Source organism: Mesocryomonas lacus (assembly GCF_055730105.2).
Window position 1 is genome coordinate 790461 of the sequence record NZ_JBUZWF020000002.1, and the last position, 21811, is coordinate 812271.

The 21811-nt window shown below is 66.7% G+C and carries 17 protein-coding genes; 8 read left to right on the forward strand and 9 right to left on the reverse strand.

Annotation, left to right across the window (positions count from 1 at the left end; all coding sequences use genetic code 11):
* Positions 1-122: 122 nt before the first annotated feature.
* Positions 123-1151, reverse strand: coding sequence for an NAD-dependent epimerase (locus tag ACZLZQ_RS08775; RefSeq protein WP_472949016.1), 1029 nt, complete (start codon positions 1149-1151; stop codon positions 123-125).
* 25 nt (positions 1152-1176) lie between these two features.
* On the reverse strand, positions 1177-2460 hold the full coding sequence (locus tag ACZLZQ_RS08780) for a nucleotide sugar dehydrogenase (RefSeq protein ID WP_472949017.1): 1284 nt from the start codon (positions 2458-2460) through the stop codon (positions 1177-1179).
* Positions 2461-2922: 462 nt separating this feature from the next.
* Between ACZLZQ_RS08780 and ACZLZQ_RS08785 the strand changes: the two genes are divergently transcribed.
* Entirely contained in the window at positions 2923-4062 is a 1140-nt protein-coding gene (locus ACZLZQ_RS08785) for a DegT/DnrJ/EryC1/StrS family aminotransferase (protein ID WP_472949018.1), read from the forward strand.
* Between the two features lie 73 nt (positions 4063-4135).
* A complete protein-coding gene (locus tag ACZLZQ_RS08790; protein ID WP_472949019.1) occupies positions 4136-5062 on the forward strand; it encodes a Gfo/Idh/MocA family protein in 927 nt (308 codons plus the stop codon).
* A 114-nt stretch (positions 5063-5176) separates the two neighbouring features.
* Here the strand turns inward: ACZLZQ_RS08790 and ACZLZQ_RS08795 are convergent, their stop codons facing one another.
* Positions 5177-6478, reverse strand: coding sequence for a UDP-glucose dehydrogenase family protein (locus tag ACZLZQ_RS08795; RefSeq protein WP_472949020.1), 1302 nt, complete (start codon positions 6476-6478; stop codon positions 5177-5179).
* Positions 6479-6788: 310 nt separating this feature from the next.
* Here ACZLZQ_RS08795 and ACZLZQ_RS08800 point away from each other — a divergent pair, with 310 nt between their 5' ends.
* The 5 genes from ACZLZQ_RS08800 (at position 6789) to kdsA (ending at position 12930) form a co-directional block, all read left to right on the forward strand.
* A complete protein-coding gene (locus ACZLZQ_RS08800) occupies positions 6789-8414 on the forward strand; it encodes a LysM peptidoglycan-binding domain-containing protein (protein ID WP_472949021.1) in 1626 nt (541 codons plus the stop codon).
* 105 nt (positions 8415-8519) lie between these two features.
* Positions 8520-10409, forward strand: a complete 1890-nt coding sequence (locus ACZLZQ_RS08805; RefSeq protein WP_472949022.1) for an ABCB family ABC transporter ATP-binding protein/permease — start codon at positions 8520-8522, stop codon at positions 10407-10409.
* A 118-nt stretch (positions 10410-10527) separates the two neighbouring features.
* The gene (locus ACZLZQ_RS08810; RefSeq protein ID WP_472949229.1) at positions 10528-11226 is read left to right on the forward strand and encodes a phosphatidylserine decarboxylase; all 699 of its coding nucleotides are present in this window, start codon (positions 10528-10530) and stop codon (positions 11224-11226) included.
* Entirely contained in the window at positions 11226-12062 is an 837-nt protein-coding gene (locus ACZLZQ_RS08815; RefSeq protein WP_472949023.1) for a CDP-alcohol phosphatidyltransferase family protein, read from the forward strand. The genes ACZLZQ_RS08810 and ACZLZQ_RS08815 overlap by 1 nt, the downstream gene beginning before the upstream one ends.
* Before the next feature lie 19 nt (positions 12063-12081).
* Positions 12082-12930 carry a 3-deoxy-8-phosphooctulonate synthase gene (gene kdsA, locus ACZLZQ_RS08820; RefSeq protein WP_472949024.1) on the forward strand — a complete coding sequence of 283 codons (849 nt, stop codon included), beginning with the start codon at positions 12082-12084 and terminating at the stop codon, positions 12928-12930.
* A 27-nt stretch (positions 12931-12957) separates the two neighbouring features.
* Here the strand turns inward: kdsA and lhgD are convergent, their stop codons facing one another.
* Positions 12958-14151: an L-2-hydroxyglutarate dehydrogenase gene (gene lhgD / locus ACZLZQ_RS08825; protein WP_472949025.1), complete on the reverse strand. Its 1194-nt coding sequence runs from the start codon at positions 14149-14151 to the stop codon at positions 12958-12960.
* 291 nt (positions 14152-14442) lie between these two features.
* Between lhgD and eglC the strand changes: the two genes are divergently transcribed.
* Complete coding sequence (gene eglC, locus ACZLZQ_RS08830) at positions 14443-15840, forward strand: endo-1,3-1,4-beta-glycanase EglC (protein ID WP_472949026.1); 1398 nt, start codon at positions 14443-14445, stop codon at positions 15838-15840.
* Between the two features lie 43 nt (positions 15841-15883).
* Here the strand turns inward: eglC and ACZLZQ_RS08835 are convergent, their stop codons facing one another.
* The 5 genes from ACZLZQ_RS08835 to radA form a co-directional block, all read right to left on the reverse strand.
* A complete protein-coding gene (locus ACZLZQ_RS08835) occupies positions 15884-16918 on the reverse strand; it encodes a KpsF/GutQ family sugar-phosphate isomerase (protein ID WP_472949027.1) in 1035 nt (344 codons plus the stop codon).
* A complete protein-coding gene (locus ACZLZQ_RS08840) occupies positions 16915-17655 on the reverse strand; it encodes an SDR family NAD(P)-dependent oxidoreductase (protein ID WP_472949028.1) in 741 nt (246 codons plus the stop codon). Before ACZLZQ_RS08840 ends, ACZLZQ_RS08835 begins: the two co-directional genes overlap by 4 nt.
* A 241-nt stretch (positions 17656-17896) precedes the next feature.
* The gene (gene purF / locus ACZLZQ_RS08845; protein ID WP_472931601.1) at positions 17897-19357 is read right to left on the reverse strand and encodes an amidophosphoribosyltransferase; all 1461 of its coding nucleotides are present in this window, start codon (positions 19355-19357) and stop codon (positions 17897-17899) included.
* A gap of 254 nt (positions 19358-19611) precedes the next feature.
* Complete coding sequence (locus tag ACZLZQ_RS08850) at positions 19612-20256, reverse strand: CvpA family protein (protein ID WP_472949029.1); 645 nt, start codon at positions 20254-20256, stop codon at positions 19612-19614.
* Between the two features lie 131 nt (positions 20257-20387).
* Positions 20388-21785: a DNA repair protein RadA gene (gene radA / locus ACZLZQ_RS08855; RefSeq protein ID WP_472949030.1), complete on the reverse strand. Its 1398-nt coding sequence runs from the start codon at positions 21783-21785 to the stop codon at positions 20388-20390.
* Positions 21786-21811 lie beyond the last annotated feature (26 nt).

Below are 21811 nucleotides of genomic sequence, written 5' to 3' on the forward strand. Positions count from 1 at the left end.
GAACAGTGAGTTTTTTCAGGGCTACGCCACAGTAATTCTTAGGGGTGATGGTTTAGCCGAGAGCACCGTCAGACAGTGATCCCAAATTGGAGCGGCCGGCATGAGTCGACGCCGGATGCCCTTCAGCCGTTGCTGCGGTGATAGCCGAGGTACCAGGTGACGAAGCGGTCGATGCCCTCCTGGACCGAGGTGCGCGGCCAGGTGCCGATGGAGGCCTCCAGCGCCGAGACGTCGGCGAAGGTGTCGGGGACGTCGCCCGGCTGGAGCGGCAGGAGGTTGCGCCGGGCGGTGCGGCCGAGGGCTTTTTCCAGCGCTTCGATATAGGCGCCGAGCTCCACCGGGGCGGAGTTGCCGATGTTGAGGACGCGAAAGGGCGCGCTGCTGGTCGAGGGATCGGGGCGGGCTGGATCGAAGCTGGGATCGGGCGCGGCCGGCTGGTCGCTGACCCGCAGCACGCCCTCGACGATGTCGTCGACATAGGTGAAGTCGCGGATGTGGCGGCCGTGGTTGAACACGTCGATCGGCTGGTCGGCGAGGATCGCCTTGGTGAACTTGAACAGCGCCATGTCCGGCCTGCCCCAGGGCCCGTAGACCGTGAAGAAGCGCAGGCCCGTCGTCGGCAGCCGGAAGAGGTGGCTGTAGCTGTGCGCCATCAGCTCGTTCGCGCGCTTGGTGGCGGCGTAGAACTGGATCGGATGGTCGGCGGCCTCGCTCTCGCGGAACGGCATGGCGGTGTTAGCTCCGTACACGCTGGAACTGCTGGCATAGGTGAAATGCCCGACCTCGTTCCAGCGGCAGGCTTCCAGCAGCGCCGTGAAGGCGAGAAGATTGCTCTCGACATAGGAGTAGGGGTCGATCAGCGAATGGCGCACGCCCGCCTGTGCGGCAAGGTGGATGACGCGTTCGAACCGCTCGCCGGCGAAGAGGCCCTCGACCAGGCCGCGGTCGGCGAGATTGCCGCGCACGAAGCGGTAGGGCGTGCCGGTCGCCGCAGCGGTCTCCTTGAGGAGGGTCAGCCGCGCCTCCTTCAGGCCCGGGTCGTAATAGGCATTCACCAGGTCGACGCCGACCACTGCGTCACCGCGTTCGAGAAGGCGCTTGGCGGTGTGGAAGCCGATAAAGCCGGCATTGCCGGTGACGAGGGTCTTCATGCCGCGGAATCCCGGTGTGTCTCGATCATAGCCTGCCGTCGGCCTCGCCTTGCGGCAGGATTGCCTTGACGTCGAAGAGGACACCCTCCGGCCCCTTCAGCAGCTGCCGCAGGCCCGCGCCGCCGAGGGCTCGGAACGCGTCGTGCGCGACGGCGACGATCACCGCGTCATAGCCGCCGTCGGCCGGCAGCGCGGGGAGGGCGACGATGCCGTAGCGGTGCAGCGCATCATCCGCCTCGATCAGCGGGTCGTGCACGTCGACGGTGCAGCGGAAGGCCTCGAGTGCTGCGACGATGTCGACGACGCGGGAATTGCGGATGTCGCGGGTGTTCTCCTTGAAGGCGAGGCCCAGCACCAGCACGCGGGCGCCCTGCAGTTCGCTGCCTTTGCGAAGCATCAGCTTGACCACGCGCTCGGCGATCTCGCCGCCGACGCCGTCGTTGATCCGGCGGCCGGCGAGGATCACCTCGGGATAGTAGCCGACCTGCTGCGCCTTGTGGGTGAGGTAATAGGGGTCGACGCCGATGCAGTGGCCGCCGACGAGGCCCGGGCGGAAGGGCAGGAAGTTCCACTTGGTGCCGGCGGCCTCCAGCACCTCGATGGTGTCGATGCCGAGCCGCTCGAAAATCAGCGACAGCTCGTTCATCAGCGCGATGTTGACGTCGCGCTGGGTGTTCTCGATCACCTTCGCGGCCTCGGCGACCTTGATGCTCGATGCCTTGTGCGTGCCGGCGGTGACGACGCTGGCATAGAGGCGGTCGATGGCGTCGGCGGCGTCCGGTGTCGAGCCGCTCGTCACCTTCACGATGTCGGCAAGCCCGTGCAGCTTGTCGCCGGGGTTGATCCGTTCGGGGCTGTAGCCGCAGAAGAATCCCTCGTTGAAGACGAGCCCGGAGGCCGCCTCCAGCAAGGGCACGCAGACCTCTTCGGTGCAGCCGGGAAAGACCGTGCTCTCGAACACCACCACCGCCCCGGACTTCATGGCGGTGCCGACAAGGGCGCAGGCGGCGTTGAGCGGGCCGAGATCCGGGCGGCGGGCGTCGTCGACCGGGGTCGGCACCGAGACGATGTAGACGTCGTAGCCCGTGAGGTCGGCGGGATCGGCGGAGAAGCCGAGGCCGGCGGCGGCGGCGATCGCGGCCGGCGTCATCTCGCCGGATATGTCGTGCCCCCGGCGCAAGGCCTCGATCCGCCTGACGTCGAGGTCGTAGCCGGTGACGGCATGGCCTCGGGCGGCGAAGGCGACGGCGAGCGGCAAGCCGACATAGCCGAGGCCGATGACGGCGATGCGGGAGGTGGAGAGATCCAAGTCGGTCGGTCCAGTGCGCAGGAAAAGTCCGCCATGGCGGGAGGCGGGGTCGGGCAATCCCTCGGCAGAACCAGGCGCCTTGTCAATGCAGCGGGGCGGGGAGAGGCTTACACGAAGGCTTGCAACGGACGCGTGGCGGGCCTGCACGAACGCATGGAGACGGCAGGTCTTGCCGGTCTGCGACGGCAATGCGTGGCCGCTGGCACCCCCGACGGAGAGCCGTCCGGTCCATCGGCCCGCTCACGCCCCGCGACCGCCGCGCCACAATATGTGACGGGTTGGCCACTGCTGACAGGCTTGCTAAACCGGCCAAACAGTTTAGCCCGTCCGCATCCGGACGGTCACGCGCGGCGCAAGCCGGCGCTCCGCCTGCCGGTCGCAGCATGCCTTTTCGGGGATGGTGCCGACCTCCGCCGCTGCGGTCGAAACCGCCGGCGCTCTCATCGGAACAGGGTTCGCAGCATGGACAAACCGATCGCCTTCATCGACCTCGGCGCGCAGCGCGACCGCATTCGCGACAAGATCGACCGCGCCATCGCGACGGTGCTCGACCACGGCGCCTTCATCATGGGACCGGAGATCGCGGCTCTGGAAAGCCAGCTGTCGGCCTTCACCGGCGCGAAGCACACGCTCTCCTGCGCATCCGGTACCGATGCCCTGGCTCTGCCGCTGATGGCCTGGGGCATCCGGCCGGGCGACGCGGTGTTCTGCCCGAGCTTCACCTTTGCCGCGACGGCCGAGGTCGTCGCCTGGCTCGGCGCGACACCGGTCTTCGTCGACGTCGACCCTGAGACCTTCAACATGGACCCGGCGAACCTCCGGGCGGCCATCGAGGAGACGCTGAAGGCCGGCAAGCTGACGCCGAAAGTGGTGATTACCGTCGACCTCTTCGGCCAGCCGGCCGACTACCCCGCGATCAAGGAGATCACCGACGAGTTCGGCCTCAAGATGATCTCCGATGCCGCGCAAGGGTTCGGCGGCACCTGGGGCGAGCGCTACAGCAATGTCTGGGCGGACGTCGTGGCGACGAGCTTCTTCCCGGCCAAGCCACTTGGCTGCTACGGTGACGGCGGCGCGATCCAGACCGATGATGCCGAGCTGCACGCCGTGATGGATTCGCTGCGGATCCACGGCAAGGGCGAGGACCGCTACGACAACGTGCGCATCGGCATGAACGCCCGCATGGACACGATGCAGGCGGCGATCCTGATCGAGAAGCTCGCGATCTTCCCCGGCGAGATCGAGGACCGCAACCGTATCGCCGCGCGCTACGCCGAGGGGCTTGCCGGGGTGGCGACCCCGCAGGCGGTGGCGGAGGGCGCCCTGTCGACCTGGGCGCAATACACCATCCGCGTCCCGGCCGCGCAGCGCGACGCCTTGGCCGCGGCCCTCAAGACGGCCGGCGTTCCGACGGCGATCTATTATCCCAAGCCATTGCACCGGCAGACCGCCTACAAGCACTTCCCGGTCGCCGGCAACGGCCTGCCAGTCTCCGACGCGCTGGCCGCCGAGGTGATCAGCCTGCCGATGCACCCCTATCTCGACGAGCCGACGCAGGACCGGATCATCGCGGCGGTTAAGACGGCGCTCGGCGGTCTCTGAGGCGATTTATGCTGCGAGCCCAGTGCCGCCGTCGGTGCCGGGCGTTCGAGGTTTCAGACAGGAAGGATCCGCCGTGACATCCACCATCAGGATCGGCGTCGTCGGTTGCGGCTCGATGGGCGCCAACCATGCGCGGATCGCCGCAGATCTGCCGGGCGCGACCCTCGTCGGCGTCGTCGACACCGACGCCGCGCGCCGGGAGACGATCGCCGCCGGCACCCGGTCGGCCGCCTTCGCGACGGTCGCGGAACTTCTGGCCGCCGGCATCGACGCCGCGATTGTCGCGACGCCGACGGTCTACCACCATGCGGTGGCGACCGAACTGCTCGAGGCCGGCATCCACCTCCTGGTGGAGAAGCCGATCGCCGCGACGGTCGAGGAGTCGCGGGAGCTGATCGCGCTCGCCGACCGGATGGACCGCCACCTGACGGTCGGCTTCGTCGAGCGCTTCAACCCGGCGCTCCTGGCGCTGCGGGCCGCGGTGAAGCCCGAGGACGTCCGCTCCATCGCCATCACCCGCGCGGGACCGTTTCCGGCGCGCATCGGCGATGTCGGCATCGTTCTGGACCTCGGCGTGCACGACATCGACCTGATCCGCTGGATCGCCGGCTCGGAGATCACAACGCAGCGGGCGCTGACCTCGTCGATCCATGGCGCGCACGAGGACACGGCGTTCCTCCAGTTCGAGACCGCGACCGGCGTCGTCGCCAGCCTCAACAGCAACTGGCTGACGCCCTATCGGTATCGCCGGATGGAAGTCGCGACCCGCGACCGGTTCCTCGTCTGCGACATGCTGCTGCGCACGGTCACCGAATATTCCGACTATGGCAAGGACGGCAGCAGCCGCCAGCGCAACCTCTTCGTCGGCATGACTGAGCCGCTAAAGGCCGAGCACCTCGCCTTTCTGGCGGCGATCCGCGGCGAGGCGCCGGTGGCGGTTTCGGGCACCGACGGGCTGCGCGCCCTCGAGATCGCCCTGGCTTGCCTCGCGGGCGTTTAAGACGGCAAGTTTCAAGCTGTGCCGGCAACGTTACAGCGCCGTGCCATCAGCGTCCGAGGGTCGTCATCTCCGCGCGGCGCGCGGGGATGACGACGGTAAGGTTTGCGCGATGCCTTACCGACCCACCCCGACATAGGTGAAGCCCCGCGCGAGCATGTCCTCGCGCGGATAGACGTTGCGGAGGTCGACGATGATCGGCGCCGTCAGGCACTGCTTGACCCGGTCCATGTCGAGGGCGCGAAAAATGTCCCATTCCGTGACCAGCACCATGGCATCGGCGCCGTCGAGACAGGCATAGGCATCCTCGGCATAGTCGACGTCGTCGATCACGGCGCGGGCGTTCGCCATGCCTTCGGGGTCGTAGACCCGGACCTTGGCGCCGCCGTCCTGCAGGCTGCGGATGATCGAGATCGACGGGGCGTCGCGCATGTCGTCGGTGTTCGGCTTGAAGGTGAGGCCAAGGACGGCGATCCTTTTGCCGCGCACGCTGCCATCGCAGGCCTCGACCACCTTGCGGGCCATCGCCCGCTTGCGCGTGTCGTTGACGGCGGCGACCGTCTCGACGATCCGCATGGGCGAGCCGAAATCCTGCGCGGTCTTGACCAGCGCCAGCGTGTCCTTCGGGAAGCACGAGCCGCCATAGCCGGGCCCGGCATGCAAGAACTTGCCGCCGATGCGCCGGTCGAGGCCGATGCCGCGGGCGACGTCCTGGACGTTGGCGCCGGCCTTTTCGCAAAGATCCGCCATTTCGTTGATGAAAGTGATCTTGGTGGCGAGGAAGGCGTTGGCGGCGTATTTCGTCAACTCCGAAGTCCGCCGGTCGGTGAACATCACCGGCGCCTGGTTCAGCGACAGCGGCCGGTAGAGTTTCGCCATCACGCTCTGGGCCTTGGGGTCCGTGGTGCCGACGACGATCCGGTCGGGACGCTTGAAGTCCTCGATCGCCGCGCCCTCGCGCAGGAATTCCGGGTTGGAGACGACGGCGAAGAGGTCGGCCGGTACCGTCTCGCCGATGATCCGCGCCACCTCGTCGCCGGTGCCGACCGGTACCGTCGACTTGATGACGATCACCTTATAGCTGTCGATCTCGGCGGCGATCTCGGCGGCGGCGGCATAGACGTAGGCAAGGTCCGCATGGCCGTCGCCGCGCCGCGACGGGGTGCCGACGGCGACGAAGACGATGTCGGCCTCGCGCACGGCGCTCGCGATTTCCGTCGAGAAGGCAAGACGGCCGGCGCTGGCATTGCGGGCGACGAGGTCGGCGAGGCCCGGCTCGAAGATCGGGATGCGCCCCTCCTTGAGGGCGTCGATCTTGCCGGCATCCTTGTCGACGCAAATGACGCTGAACCCGAAATCGGAGAAGCAGGCCCCGGTCACCAGGCCGACATAGCCGGCCCCGATCATCACGATCTTCATCTTATGCCATTCGTCTGGGTCCCCGCTGGCTGCCGGGACGGGTGGGTGAGGGGGACTTGTAGGCAAGCGGCAAGGCGCCCGCAACCGCCCGCCCGGCTGTTGCGCCGGGGCGCTATGGTGCGGCACCCCGGCGTATGAGGAGACTTCGTCTCCGTCATCCCGCAGCGACAAGCCGAAGAAACACCGCAGGCTTAACCAGTTTGGCTGATCTCTTGATCCGCTGCTTGTGACGCCTGCATCAGTTCGTTAAATGTTCCTGAAGACAGCCCGCTTTCAACGCTATTTCTCGGTGGCTGCCGGTGGTACTTACATGACCCGCAAAGTTCTTGGTGTCGGCCTATTCTGTGTCCTTCTGCTGGCAGCGATCATTGCCGGCTATTGGGACATGCTTAACACTGAGAAACTGACACTGGTTCGTGACAGGGTCACGAACGCCGTCGGCGAAATCGGGGATGTCGTCCGCAGCGATCCAGCCCCATCGGAGAAGCCCGCGACGCCGCCGGACGTCCCGTCCTCGGACACGGCGTCCGCGGCGAAGGCGCCGAGGGTGGATGGCGATGCGGCTTCCGGTGCGTCGACGCCCGCCGCGGCTCCCGCCGCAGACACTGCAGCGGCCTCGCCGTCCGAGGTGGCCCAGCAGGCTGCGCCCGGCAGCGACACACCCAGCTTCGACGTCCTCCGCATCGAGACCGATGGCTCGACCGTCCTTGCCGGCAAGGCGCCCGCCGGCGCGGTCATTTCGCTGCGCGACGGCGCGACCGTGATCGGCACGGAGGTCGCGGACGCGGCCGGCACCTTCGTCGTCATTCTGGAAAAGCCGCTTGGCGTTGGTGACCATCAGATCCAGATCGAGGCAAAGACCGCCGACGGCCGGGTGGTGACCTCGGCTGAAACGGCGATCGTCAGCATTCCCGAAAAGGGCCGCGAGAGCGAACTTCTCGCGATGGTCGAGGCCCCCGACAAGCCGTCGCGGCTGATCAGCCTGCCGTCCGCACCAGGCGCGGCAGCGCCGGCCGGCACTCCCTCCGCTCCGGCCGAAACGTCTGCCCAGGCAGCGGCGCCAGCCACCGCACCGAACGCGGCGGCGGGTACCGCGCCGGCTGCCGTGCCGGACGCTTCGGTGCAGGCTGCTGGCGCTGCGACGGCGCCGTCGCTGGCAGTGGACGCCATCGAGATCGAGGGCGACGCCGTCTTCGTCGCCGGCCGGTCCGTCGGCAGCGCCTCGGTCCGGGTCTATGTCGATAACGGTTTCCTGTCGCAGGCCGACAGGCTGGCGGACGACCGCTTTCTGATGACGGCGAAGGCGAAGCTTGCCACCGGAGATCATACGGTGCGAGCCGATGCACTCGACCGGTCCGGGACCGTGATCGCCCGCGTCGAGGTGCCGTTCTTCAAGCCGGAAGGCCGGACGATGTCGGCCGTTTCGCCGACGGCGGAGACGGCAGGGACTGCCGCGCCGGCGCCCGCCTCGGCGACACCAGGCTCTGCGACCCCATCCTCCTCGATGACGGCATCGGACAGCGACAAGGTGGGGCGTCTCGGCAGCGCACCGTCCGCCGAGGCCAACAGCAATGCGCCAGCCGGCACGTCGACCTCCCCGTCGTCCACGCAGGCGTCAGCCATTGCGCCGACGGCGACGACGTCCGGTCAGACGGGCATGGCGTCCGCGCTACCGGAAGCCGTTGTTCCCGCCGCCTCGCTCGACGCGGGCCAGTCCGCGGTGGCCGTGACCCGTCAGCCGGCGCTGGAGGGCGTCAATTCCCGGGTCATCATCCGCCGCGGCGACTCGCTCTGGCGCATCTCGCGCGACACCTATGGCCGCGGCGCGCGCTATACCGTGATCTATCTCGCCAATGGCGACCAGATCCGCGATCCCGACAGGATCTATCCCGGTCAGGTGTTCCGGATGCCGAAAGACGAGACACCAGCGCAATAGCGGTTCTGTTGCAGGTTCTTCGCTTTCCCGATCCTCGATTACCGATTAGAACGCCTCCAATCGCCTGCGCCTTTCGGCGTGGCCGCCGAATGGATCGAGCTTTTCTTGGCAGACGCACCCAACAGGACGGTCGACAGTTCCGCGACCTTCTCGACGCTCCGTAACCTCTGGCCCTACATGTGGCCGGAGGGTCGGCCCGACCTGCGCGCGCGGGTCGTCTGGGCCAGCTTCTACCTCATCATCGCCAAGCTGATGACGGTCGGGGTGCCGTACTTCTACAAATGGGCGACCGATGCGCTGAACGGCACCGACAGCGCCAAGGAATGGCTGCCGCTGATCCTGACCGGCGCCGTCACGCTGGTCGTCGCCTACAACGTCGCGCGCATCCTCGTCGTCGCGCTGAACCAGCTGCGCGACGCGCTGTTTGCCCGCGTCGGCCAGCACGCCGTGCGCCAGCTCGCCTTCCGCACCTTCACCCACATGCACCGGCTGTCGCTGCGCTTCCATCTGGAGCGGCGCACGGGCGGCCTGTCGCGCATCATCGAGCGCGGCACCAAGGGCATCGAGACGATCGTCCGCTTCACGATCCTCAACACCGTGCCGACGATCTTCGAGTTCGCGCTGACCGCGGCGATCTTCGGCTTTTCCTACGGCGTCTCCTACCTCATCGTCATCGCGGTGACAGTCTGGCTCTATTCCTGGTTCACCATCAAGGCGAGCGACTGGCGGATCACCATCCGCAAGGAGATGAACGACAGCGACAACGAGGCGAACACCAAGGCGATCGATTCGCTCCTGAACTTCGAGACGGTGAAATACTTCGGCAACGAGGGCATGGAGGCCGAGCGCTTCGACCGCTCGATGGCGCGCTACGAGAAGGCGGCGACGGAGACCTGGACCTCGCTCGGCTGGCTGAACTTCGGCCAGGGCGTGATCTTCGCGGTCGGCATGGGCATCGCCATGGTGATGTCGGCGATGGAAGTGCAGGCGGGCACGCAGACGATCGGCGACTTCGTCTTCATCAACGCGCTCCTGATGCAGCTGTCGATCCCGCTGAACTTCATCGGCTTCGTCTACCGCGAAATCCGCCAGGGCCTCACCGACATCGAGCAGATGTTCGGCCTGCTCGACGTCGAGGCCGAAGTGCTCGACGCGCCCGACGCCGTCGCCTTGCAGGTGCCAAAAGGCGCGATCCGCTTTGACGACGTGCATTTCCACTACGAGCCCGCGCGGGCGATCCTCAAGGGCGTCTCCTTCGAGGTGCCGCCCGGCAAGTCGGTGGCGATCGTCGGACCGTCCGGCGCCGGCAAGTCGACGATCTCGCGCCTCTTGTTCCGCTTCTACGACGTCGCATCGGGCACGATCAGCATCGACGGACAGGACATCTCGAAGGTGACGCAGGCGAGCCTGCGCGCCGCGATCGGCATCGTTCCGCAGGACACCGTGCTGTTCAACGACACCATCGCCTACAACATCCGCTATGGCCGGATCGAGGCGAGCGATGCGGAGCTGAAGCAGGCGGCCGACCGGGCGCAGATCTCTCACTTCATCGAGATCCTGCCGGAGGGTTTCGAGACGATGGTCGGCGAGCGCGGGCTGAAGCTCTCCGGCGGCGAGAAGCAGCGCGTGGCGATCGCGAGGACGCTCCTGAAGGCGCCGCCGATCCTCATCCTCGACGAGGCGACCTCGGCGCTCGATACCCATACCGAGCAGGAGATCCAGTCGGCGCTCGACCTCGTCTCGGCCGAGCGGACGACCCTGACCATCGCCCACCGCCTCTCGACCATCGTCAATGCCGACGAGATCATCGTGCTGCGGGCCGGCGAGATCGTCGAGCGGGGCACGCACCGTGTGCTGCTCGACGCCGATGGGCTCTACGCCGAGATGTGGCGGATGCAGCGCGAGGCGACCGAGGCCGAGGAGGCGCTGCGCCGGGCGCGGGCCGCCGACGCGCTGGGCATCATCGACCGCAAGCCACCGATCCGGCCGGCGTGACGCGTACCGGGAGCCTTGTGGCTTCCGGCGGCGTTGCAGAGGCGACCGCAGGCCGGTTTGACCTTGCCCGAACCGCGGGCTAGGCATGGCCCGCTCTTCAAACCAGGTGCCCGACTTCATGGACATGATCGCCTCGATCAGAAACGCTTTCGTCCCGATCCACAAGGCGGGATACCCGTTCATCGCGGCCTTCTTCGTGGCGTCGGTGATCCTCGGCTTCCTCTGGATGCCGCTGTTCTGGATCGGCCTCGTGCTGACGCTCTGGTGTGCCTATTTCTTCCGCGATCCGGAGCGCGTGACCCCGCTCGCAGATCACATTGCCGTCAGCCCTGCGGACGGACGGGTCTCGCTGGTCGGCCATATCGTGCCACCGCCGGAACTCGAGCTCGGCACCGAGCCGATGCTGCGGATCTCGGTGTTCATGAACGTCTTCGACTGCCACGTGAACCGGGCGCCGATGCGCGGCCGCATTGCGCGCATCGCCTATCGCGAGGGCGAATTCCGCAATGCCGAACTCGACAAGGCGAGCGACGTCAACGAGCGCAACTCGCTGGTGATCGAGGGGCCGCAAGGCGAATACGGCGTCGTTCAGATCGCCGGCCTCGTGGCCCGGCGGATCATCTGCTGGAGCGGCACCGGTGACAGGCTGGAGGCCGGCGAGCGTTTCGGCCTGATCCGCTTCGGCTCGCGTCTCGACATGTACCTGCCGGACGGCGCGCGGGCCCGTGTGTCCGAAGGCCAGACCGCGATCGCCGGGGAGACCGTGATCGCCGAGTTCGGCGTGGGTCTCGAGACCTATTCGGCGAGGCGCGACTGATGGCGGACACCCCGATCGAGCCCTTCGACCCGGAGACGGGGGAGCCCGACGGGGGCGACGCCCCCGTGGCACGGCGCGGCATTCCGTTCCGGCATATCGTGCCGAACCTCATAACTATCCTTGCGATCTGCGCGGGGATGACCGGCATGCGCCTGGCGTTCGAGGGGCGTTTCGAGTTTGCCGTCGGGCTGGTGATCGGCGCGGCGCTGCTCGATGGCATCGACGGCCGCATTGCCCGCCTCCTGAAGGGCCAGAGCCGCTTCGGTGCCGAGATGGACTCGCTCGCCGACATCGTCAATTTCGGCGTGGTGCCGGGCATGGTGCTCTACGCCTATACGCTGCGCGATGCCGGCTCCGCCGGCTGGATCGCAGCGCTCCTGTTCTCCGCAACCTGCGCGCTGCGTCTCGCCCGGTTCAACACGATGCTCGACGGGCCCAAGCGGCCGGAATGGCAGTCGGCATTCTTCACCGGCGTTCCGGCGCCCGCCGGCGCCGGCCTTGCGCTGTTTCCGATGTATCTCAGCTTCATGGGTGTCGACCTCGGCAGGCCGGTGCTGACGGCGGGTCTCTCGGCGGCCTATCTGCTGCTGGTCGGCTTCCTCATGGCGAGCCGTATTCCGACCTGGTCGGGCAAGACCATCGGCGTGTCTCTGCGCCGCGAGATGGTGATCCCGGTCATGCTCGGGCTCGTGCTCTATGTCGTGCTCCTCACCAGCTTCCTCTGGCACACGCTGACCGCGACGGTGATCGCCTATTTCATCGCGATGATCTTCTCCGTGCGCCAGTACCGCCGCCTTGCGCGGCAGGACGCCGAAGCCGGTATCGCCGGCGTCTGACGAACCCAAGGACTGCACCATGACCGCCAAGGAATTCAGCGTCGGCTCGATCCGGTTCAGCAATGCGCTGCCCTTCGTGCTGATCTGCGGCCCCTGCCAGATCGAGAGCCGCGAGCACGCTTTCTTCATGGCCGAGAGCCTGTCGAAGATCGCTGGGGATGCCGGTGTGCCCTTCGTCTTCAAGGCGTCCTACGACAAGGCCAACCGCACGTCGCTGAAGGGGACGCGCGGCGTCGGGATCGACGCCGGCCTGCGCATCCTCGCCGACATCCGCGACACCTTCGGCTGCCCGGTGCTGACCGATATCCACGATATCCCGCAGGCGATCGCCGCGGGCGAGGTCGTCGACATCCTGCAGATCCCGGCCTTCCTCTCGCGCCAGACCGACCTCCTGATCGCCGCCGCCCACACCGGCAAGGCGATCAACATCAAGAAGGGGCAGTTTCTCGCCCCGTGGGACATGAAGAACGTTGCGGCCAAGGTGTCGGAGTCCGGCAATGAGCGGATCATGCTCTGCGAGCGCGGCGCCTCCTTCGGCTACAACACGCTGGTGACGGATTTCCGCGCGCTGCCGATCATGGCCGAGACCGGCTATCCCGTGGTGTTCGACGCCACCCATTCGGTGCAGCAGCCGGGTGGACAGGGCGGCTCTTCCGGTGGCGATCGGCGCTATGCGCCCGTGCTCGCCAAGGCTGCGGCGGCGGTCGGCATCGCGTCGGTCTTCGTCGAGGCGCACGATAACCCGGACGCTGCGCCGAGCGATGGTCCGAACATGCTGCCGCTGACCTGGATGCTGGGCTTCCTCGAGACGATGAAGCGCATCGACGAGATCACCAAGGACGCGGTGCCGGCGCCGGCCTATCCCTGAAATTAGCGAAGCCGATCGGCGTCCGGCTCAGGCGGCCATCGCCAGTCGGTCGGCAATCATTCGCGCGATTGGGATCGCCGAGGTAGCGGCGGGCGACGGTGCGTTGCAGACGTGCAGCGAGCGCGGGCTCTGCAGCATCAGGAAGTCGTGGATGAGTTCGCCGTTGCGCCGCACGGCTTGCGCACGAATCCCAGCGGGGTAGGGCTCGAGATCGTCCAGCCGCAGGCTCGGGCAGTATTTCTGGCATTGCGCGAGATACCGGCTGTGCCGGATCGAATTGCTCACCTCGGCGATCCCGCTCTGCAGATTCTTCCCCAGGAGCTTCCAGAAGCCCGGAAACCGCGCCATGGCCGTGATGTCCGAGACGTCGACGGTACCCTTTGTGTAGCCCTCTCGCGAGAGCCCGAGCACGGCATTCGGTTCGACGGTTACCCGACCGTCGATCATCCGCGTCAGGTGGATGCCAAGGAAGGGCAGCGCCGGGTCGGGAACGGGATAGATCAGGTGGCTGATGATCGCCGACTTTTCCGGCGGCAGCACGAAGTACTCGCCGCGGAACGGGACGATGGCGAAGTCGATGGCGAAGCCCGCCATCGTCGCCAGTCGGTCCGATTGCAGGCCACCACAGGCAACCAGTCTGTCGGCGAGGATGGCGCTCTCCGGCGTTTCGACCTCGACGCCGGTCCCGGTCTCGCGGATACCGGCGACGGGCGTCGACAGGCGGATCTCGCCGCCGCGCTCGTGAACGAGTTCGGCCATCCGACGGCAGATGGCGGAATAATCGGTGATGCCGGTGGTCGCAACCTTCAGGGCGCCGAGACCGGCGATGTTGGGCTCGGCGGCGCGAAGCTCGTCGGCCGAGAGGCGGGTGACCGCAATGCCGTTCTCCGCTGCCCGCGTCTCCAGCGCGGCCATGCGCTTCACCTCGCCAGGGGTCGTCGCCACCAGCAGCTTGCCGCATTGCTCGAAGCGGATCTCATGTTCACGGCAGAAGGCCTCTGTGGCGATCGCGCCGGCCCGGCACAGCTCGGCCTTCAGGCTGCCCGGCGTGTAGTAGATGCCGGCATGGATGACGCCGCTGTTATGCCCCGTCTGATGACGAGCGACAGCCGCTTCCTTCTCGACCAGCACCAGTGACGCGCCGGGCCGGCGGGAAAGCAGTTCCAGCGCCGTTGCCAAGCCAACAATGCCGCCGCCGATCACGCAGTAATCATATCGCATTAAGCATCCAAGCAGCGAGTGAGCATGTGGTTCGCGACGTTGCTGGGTCTTCGGCTTTCTGCGGCACGCAATCCACCTGGGACGGTTCGAATGACTCATGTCTACTGAGCATAAGTAAAAATAGTATTCTATTTTATTGTATGCTTGGACGAAAGGTGCCCTTTATGCTGTACTGTGGTCAAATGAGAATGGGTTTTACTCATTGAACTCACAGGCGCTGGTCGATGACCTTCCTCGCGTCCCTTGCGTCCGTCCCTGCCGGGGCGACCGAAGTGAAAGCGGATTGACCTCATGAGCAGCATTCGAAATGCCATCGGCGACACGCTCTTCTACAGCGGCGCGACCAAGAACCATCTGTCGGCGACCAATGCCGGTCCCACGATGCAGGGAACGGCCGTCAACGACACGTTCTGGGGCGACAGTTCGGTTCGCACTCAAATGTTGGGCGGGGCAGGCGACGACATCTATCACCTCTATTCTTCGCTCAACACGGTCTCCGAGGCGGCGGGCGGCGGGGTCGACAGTATCGAAACCTGGATGAGCTACACTCTGCCGGCCAATGTCGAGAACCTGACCGTCACCGGCGACGGCCGGTATGCCTTCGGCAATGCGCTCGACAACATCATCCAGGGTGGCGCCGGTAGCCAGACGCTCGACGGCGGCCTCGGCAACGACGTGCTGTCGGGCGGTGCCGGCAGCGACATCTTCCTCATCAACAAAGGGTTCGGCACCGACCTGATCCTCGACTTCTCGTCGGATGACGTGGTGCGGCTGGCCGGCCTTGGCTTCACCTCCTTCGACGCGGTGAAGGCGGCGATGACGGATACCGGCAGCGATCTTCACCTCGCCTTCGGCGACGGTCAGGGCTTGGTTCTGGCCAATACCGACCTTGCCGACCTCAGCGCCAGCCAGTTCGAGCTGGGGATCGACATGTCGAAACTCAGCCTCAGCTTTTCCGACGATTTCAACCAGCTCTCACTGTGGGACGGGGCGGGCGGGACATGGGAGTCGAACTACTGGTGGGGGGGCGCAAGCGGTAATTCGCTGGAGGGGAACGGCGAGCAGCAATGGTACATCGACACCGATTACGGCCCGACGAAGGGGGTGAACCCGTTCAGCGTCGCCAACGGCGTGCTGACCATTACGGCGGCTCCCGCTTCCGAAGCGACCCAGGCGGCGATCGGGGGATATGAGTTCACGTCCGGAATGCTGACCAGCTATGAAAGCTTCTCGCAGACCTATGGCTACTTCGAAATCCGCGCCGACATGCCGGAGGACAAGGGCATGTGGCCGGCGTTCTGGCTCCTCCCGCAGGACGGTTCCTGGCCACCCGAGCTCGATGTCATCGAGATGTACGGCAAGGACTCGAACTCGCTCTACATGACCGCGCATTCCAATGCGTCGGGCAAGCAGACCAGCGACCTGACCGTTGGCCATGTGATGGATACGTCGGGCTTCCACACCTATGGCGTGCTGTGGGAGGAGGACGAGATCACCTGGTATTTCGACGGCATGGCGATCGCCAATACCGAGACCCCCGCCGACATGCACGAGCCGATGTACATGCTGGTCAACCTCGCTGTCGGCGGGCTGGCCGGCGACCCGGCGGCTGACTTCGACGGCGACACCATCAAGATCGACTACATCAAGGCCTATGCCCTCGAGGACGACGGTCTGACGCTGGCGTAACGCGAAGAGAGCAAGCCGGCGCCGCCTAAGCGCAGGCCAGCGCTCAGACGATGCCGAGCGACAGCATCTCCTGCAAGGTCACGAGGCCGGCGATGTCGCCGTCCTCTCCGATGACGAAGAGCGCGGAAATCTTGTGCGCTTCGCAGGTCGCCACCGCGTCGACGGCGAGCCGGTCCGAGCCGATCTGCCGCGGGTTGGCGGTCATGATCTCGGCAGCGGTCTTGTCGAAGACGCTGCGGTCGCTCATCGCCCGGCGCAGGTCACCATCGGTGACGACACCGACAAGGCGACCGGCCGCGTCGCAGACGGCCGTCGCGCCGCGCCTGCCCTTGCTGATCGCCGCGATGACCTCGGGTACGACGCTGTCGAGCCCGACGCGTGGAACCGTCCTCAGCTCCGGTCGCCGGTCCAGCACCTCGTAGAGCCGCAGCAGCTGGGCGCCGAGTTTGCCGGCCGGATGGTACTTGGCAAAATCGTCCCGCTGGAAATTGCGGGCGCGGATCAAGGCGGCAGCGAGGGCGTCGCCGATGACAAGGCTCATCGTGGTCGAGGTCATCGGCGCGAGCGCGAGCGGACAGGCCTCGCGGGCATCAGGCAGCTGCAGGATGCCGTCGGCGAACCGGCCGAGCGCCGATTGCGGCCGCGATGTCATCGCCACCAGCTTCACCCGGAAGCGGCGGCAGTACTCGACGATGACCTGCAGCTCGATGCTCTCGCCGGAATTGGAGATGGCGATGACGAGATCATCGGCGCCGACCATGCCGAGATCGCCGTGCGCAGCCTCGGCGGCGTGGACGAAGAAGGCCGGCGTGCCGGTGGAGGCGAGGGTGGCGGCGATCTTCTGGCCGACATGCCCGGACTTGCCGATGCCGGTGATGATCACCCTTCCGCGGCAGGCCTGCACCAGGTCGACGACATCCGCGAACTTCTGGTCGATCGAGTCCGACAGCGCCGAAAGCCCAGCCATCTCCGTCGCGATCGTCTCGCGGGCGATCTTGACGAAGTCGCGGTCGCCGGGAAGCGCGGGCTCGGCCGGGGAGGCCGCTGCAAGCGAGCGGTCGCTCGGCATCGCGATCATGCCGGCGCCGTATAGGCGAGGAAGCGGTTCTGGCGGACGTCGAAGAGCTGGCCAGTCTCTGTGACCTCCGGCATCGCCAGCGGCAGGATGCGGGCGGCGACGTCGGCGGCCTTGGGCAGCGTGTCGGGATCCTCGCCGGGCATCGCCAGCGCCCGCATGGCGGTGCGGGTCGCGCCGGGATTGACCGAGTTGATGCGCAGCGGAAGGTTCTCGGTCTCGTTCGCCCAGGAACGCACCATCGCCTCGGTCGCGGCTTTGGAGGCGGCGTAGAGGCCCCAGAACGCCTTGCACGAATGCGCGGCGCCTGACGACATGACGATGGCGCGCCCGGCCTCGGCCTTGCGCAGCAGCGGGTCGACGGAGCGGATCAGGCGCCAGGTCGAGGTGACGTTGAGCGTCATCGTCTTGTCGAAGACCTTCGCCTCGATATGGCCGATGGGCGCGAGCACGCCGAGCACCCCGGCATTGGCGACGAGCACGTCGAGCTTGCCCCAGCGCTGATGGATCGCGGCGCCCAGCCGGTCGATGCCGCCCATGTCGGTGAGGTCGAGCGGAACGAGGGTTGCCGAGCCGCCGTTCCGCCGGATGACGTCGTCGAGCTCTTCCAGCCCGCCGACCGTCCGCGCGACCGCCACGACATGCGCGCCCTCGGCGGCCAGTTGCTTGGCGAGATGGTAGCCGATGCCGCGTGAGGCGCCGGTGACGAGCGCCACCTTGTCCTTGAGCTTTCCGGTCATGGAAATCCTCCCGATACCCGTGGGTCAAACATCGCGGCGGCGAGGGAAGTGGCGCAAACCCCGTTGGGCGACGGCTGCAGCCGCCGAAACCGGATTGATCGTCGCTGGCTCTCGCCCCGCCTATGTCTCTCCAATGGGCGAGGCGGGAAGGCGGGTCAAGCCTGCCTCCCCGTCCGTCCGAACCAGGCCCGGCCTCTGCGCATGACCGCCCAGCAAGGGCGTTCATGCGGGAAGGGCTGCCTCAGCCGTTGCCGCCGAGCAGCGAGAGCTGGCGGACGTTGTCGATGCCGTCGTGATCGGTTAGCGCTGTCGGGTAGTCGCCGGTAAAGCAGGCGTCGCAGAACTGCGGCGCGCGGGCGTTGCGGGCGGGCTCGTCCACCGCGCGGTAAAGTCCGTCGATCGACAGGAAGGCGAGCGAATCGACCTTGATGAAATCGGCCATCTCCTCGACCGACATGCGAGAGGCCAGGAGCTTCGATTTCTCCGGCGTGTCGACGCCGTAATAGCAGCTGGAGCGCGTCGGCGGGCTGGCGATGCGCATGTGCACCTCGCTCGCGCCGGCATCGCGCACCATCTGCACGATCTTCTGCGAGGTCGTGCCGCGGACGATGGAATCGTCGACCAGGATGACGCGCTTGCCCTCGATCATCGCCCGGTTGGCATTGTGCTTCAGCTTGACGCCCATGTGGCGGATGGCATCCGTCGGCTGGATGAAGGTCCGGCCTACATAGTGGTTGCGGATGATGCCGAGCTCGAACGGGATCCCGGTTTCCTGCGCATAGCCGATCGCCGCCGGTACACCCGAATCCGGCACCGGCACGATCAGGTCGACCTCGGCATGGCTTTCGCGGGCGAGCTCTGCGCCGATGCGCTTGCGGATGTCGTAGACGTTGCGGCCCTCGATGTTGGAATCGGGCCGGGCGAAATAGACGTATTCGAAGATGCAGAAGCGCGGGCGGCGGGCCTGGAAGGGGAAGATGCTCTCGATCCCGTCCTCGGTGATGATCACCATCTCGCCCGGCGCGATGTCGCGCACGAAGGTCGCGCCGATGATGTCGAGCGCGCAGGTCTCGGAGGCGAGGATCGGCGAGCCTTCGAGGTCGCCGAGCACCAGCGGTCGAATGCCGAGCGCATCGCGAACGCCGATCATCTTCTTCGGCGACAGGCCGACCAGCGAGAAGGCACCCTCGAGGCGCGACAGCGCATCGATCAGCTTGTCGGTGAACATCCGGGCAGCGCTGGTGGCGACGAGGTGGAGGATGGTCTCGGTGTCGGAGGTCGAGGAGAAGATCGAACCGCGGCGCTGCAGTTCGCGCTGCACGGTGACGGCATTGGTGATGTTGCCGTTGTGAGCGACGGCGAAGCCGCCGGCGGACAATTCGGCAAAGAACGGCTGGACGTTGCGCAGACCACCGCCGCCCGACGTAGAATAGCGGGTATGGCCAATGGCGCTCTTGCCGGGCAGGCGCTCCATCACCGACTGCTTGGTGAAGGTATCGCCGATGAGCCCGGCATGGCGCTCGATGTGGAAGGTCGTCCCGTCATGCGAGACGATGCCCGCCGCTTCCTGTCCACGGTGCTGCAGGGCATGCAAGCCGAGCGTGACGAAGGGCGCCGCGTCCGGGCGGTTGAAGATGCCGAAGACGCCGCACTCTTCGTGCAGGCTGTCGTCGTCCGGATCGCCGAAAGGGGTCTCGTCCATCAGAATTCACCCTTGAAACCGGATCACGCCGGCCTGCCGCTGTCGCGACAGCCCTCTCGGAACCGTCGCGGTCTTCCAAGAATAAACAGAGCCGCGACCGCGAAACTCTGCCACGTCCGGCGCCAGGACACTGTCCCATGAACGCCATATAGGATGCACGCCGTGCTTTCGCGATGCAAAAACACCATTCACTGCAGAAATGCCAGAAGCCCGGGCTCGAAACGTCGAGCCCGGGCTTCTGTGTTTTCACCCGCTTAGTTGGCCGGCGCGGTGTCTGTCTGGCCCGAAGGCTCGGCGCCTTCGATCGCGCCCTCGATGCTGCTCGGCTCGGCAGGTGCCGCCTCGCCGGGCGTCGCATCGCCCGACGGCGCGACCGGCGGCTCCAGCTTGTCGCGCAGTTCCTGGGGCAGAAGCTCGGCCGGTTTCTCGGGAACGGCGGCGATGAGGCGGGCGCCGAGATCGTCGAGATAGGGCTTTGACTTGGCGTTGGTGATCCAGGTCGGCTGGGTGTCGGCCGGGCTCAGCCAGTTGAAAAAGAGCATCGCGACGACAACGAGCAGCAGGCCGCGGGCCGCTCCGAAGACAAAGCCAAGCGCCCGATCGAGCGCGCCGATGCGGCTGTCGATGATAAAGTCGGCAATGCGCAAGGTGATGAAGGAAACGATGATCAGCGTGATCACGAAGATGCCAAGGGCCGCGGCAACCATCGCGATCTTTTCCGAGGTCACGTATTCCTGCACGTAGGGCGTCAGCGGCTGGTAGAAGAAGAAGGCTGCAGCCGCGGCCGCGAGCCACGAGACGACCGACAGCACCTCGCGCGAAAATCCCCGCACCATGGCGAGCAGCGCCGAGATGAGCATGATCCCGACCAGGATCGCGTCGAGCATCGTGATAGTCATGGCGATTTAACCCTGTCGTCCCTTCCGGAGGTGTTTCCAGACTTCCATCCTTCGACGGAGAATCTGTGGCGCCTGCCGGGTCAATTCGCTGCTATCGCGCATCGCATCCGATTCGGCAAACGCCGCCCCGGTCATCCATCATCGCTCTCCGCCAGCGCGCCCCCGGCAACCCGAGCGACGAGATGCGGCAGGGACTCGATGTCGTGTGTCGCCACATCCCGGCCTTTCGGCAGATCGGCGCTAAGAGAGGGCAGGACCGCCTGGCTGAAACCAAGCTTTTCCGCCTCCTTCAGCCGTTGCGCGGAGTGTGCGACCGGCCGCACAGCTCCCGACAGGCTGATCTCGCCGAAATAGACGCAATCGGCGGGCAGGGCAAGTCCGGACAGGGAGGAGACGAGGGCCGCCGCGACCGCGAGATCGGCCGCCGGCTCGCTGATTCTAAAGCCCCCGGCGACGTTCAGATAGACGTCGTGCTGGCCGAGACGGACGCCGCAATGCGCCTCGAGCACCGCTAGCACCATCGCGAGCCGGGGCTGGTCCCAGCCGACCACGGCCCGGCGCGGCGTGCCGAGGGCGGAGGGGGCGACCAGCGCCTGGATCTCAACCAGCACCGGACGCGTACCCTCGATGCCGGCAAAGACCGCGGCACCCGGCGCCTTGGCGTTTCGCTCGCCGAGGAAAAGTTCGGAAGGGTTTTGCACCTCGCGCAGGCCGATGTCCGACATCTCGAAGACTCCGATCTCGTCGGTCGGTCCGAAGCGGTTCTTGACCGTGCGCAGGATGCGGAAATGATGGCCGCCTTCGCCCTCGAAGTAGAGGACGGCGTCGACCATGTGCTCGACGACGCGCGGCCCGGCGATCTGGCCGTCCTTGGTGACGTGGCCGACAAGGATCACCGCCGCGCCGCTGGACTTCGCGTATTTCACCAGCGCCTGCACGCCGGTGCGGACCTGCGTCACCGTGCCCGGCGCCGATTCCGCCATGTCGGACCAGAGCGTCTGGATCGAATCGATGATCACGAGGTCCGGCCGCTTGTCGTCGGCGAGAGTCGCGAGGATGTCCTCGACATTGGTCTCGGCCATCAGCAGCACGTCGGTGTCGGCCGCCTTGAGGCGCTGGGCCCGCAGGCGGACTTGCGCGACGGCCTCCTCGCCGGAGACGTAGACGACCCGGTGTCCGCCGCGGGCAAGGCCCGCCGCGGCTTGCATCAGGAGGGTCGACTTGCCGATGCCGGGATCGCCGCCGATGAGGATCGCCGAGCCACGCACGATGCCGCCGCCGCAGGCCCGGTCGAACTCGTCGATGCCGGTGGAGATGCGCGGCGCTTCCTCCATCTCGCCCGAGAGCGGGAGGAGGGCGGCGACGCGCCCGCGCCGGGCGCCGCCGCGCGCCGGCCCGCCGCCAATGCCACCGGCGACATTCTCCTCGACGATGGTGTTCCACTCGCCGCAGGCCTCGCACTTGCCTTGCCAGCGCGTGGTGACGCTGCCGCAGTTCTGGCAGATGAAGGAGAGTTTCGGCTTGGCCATGCGGACTTCCGGTGGAGGGATTTACC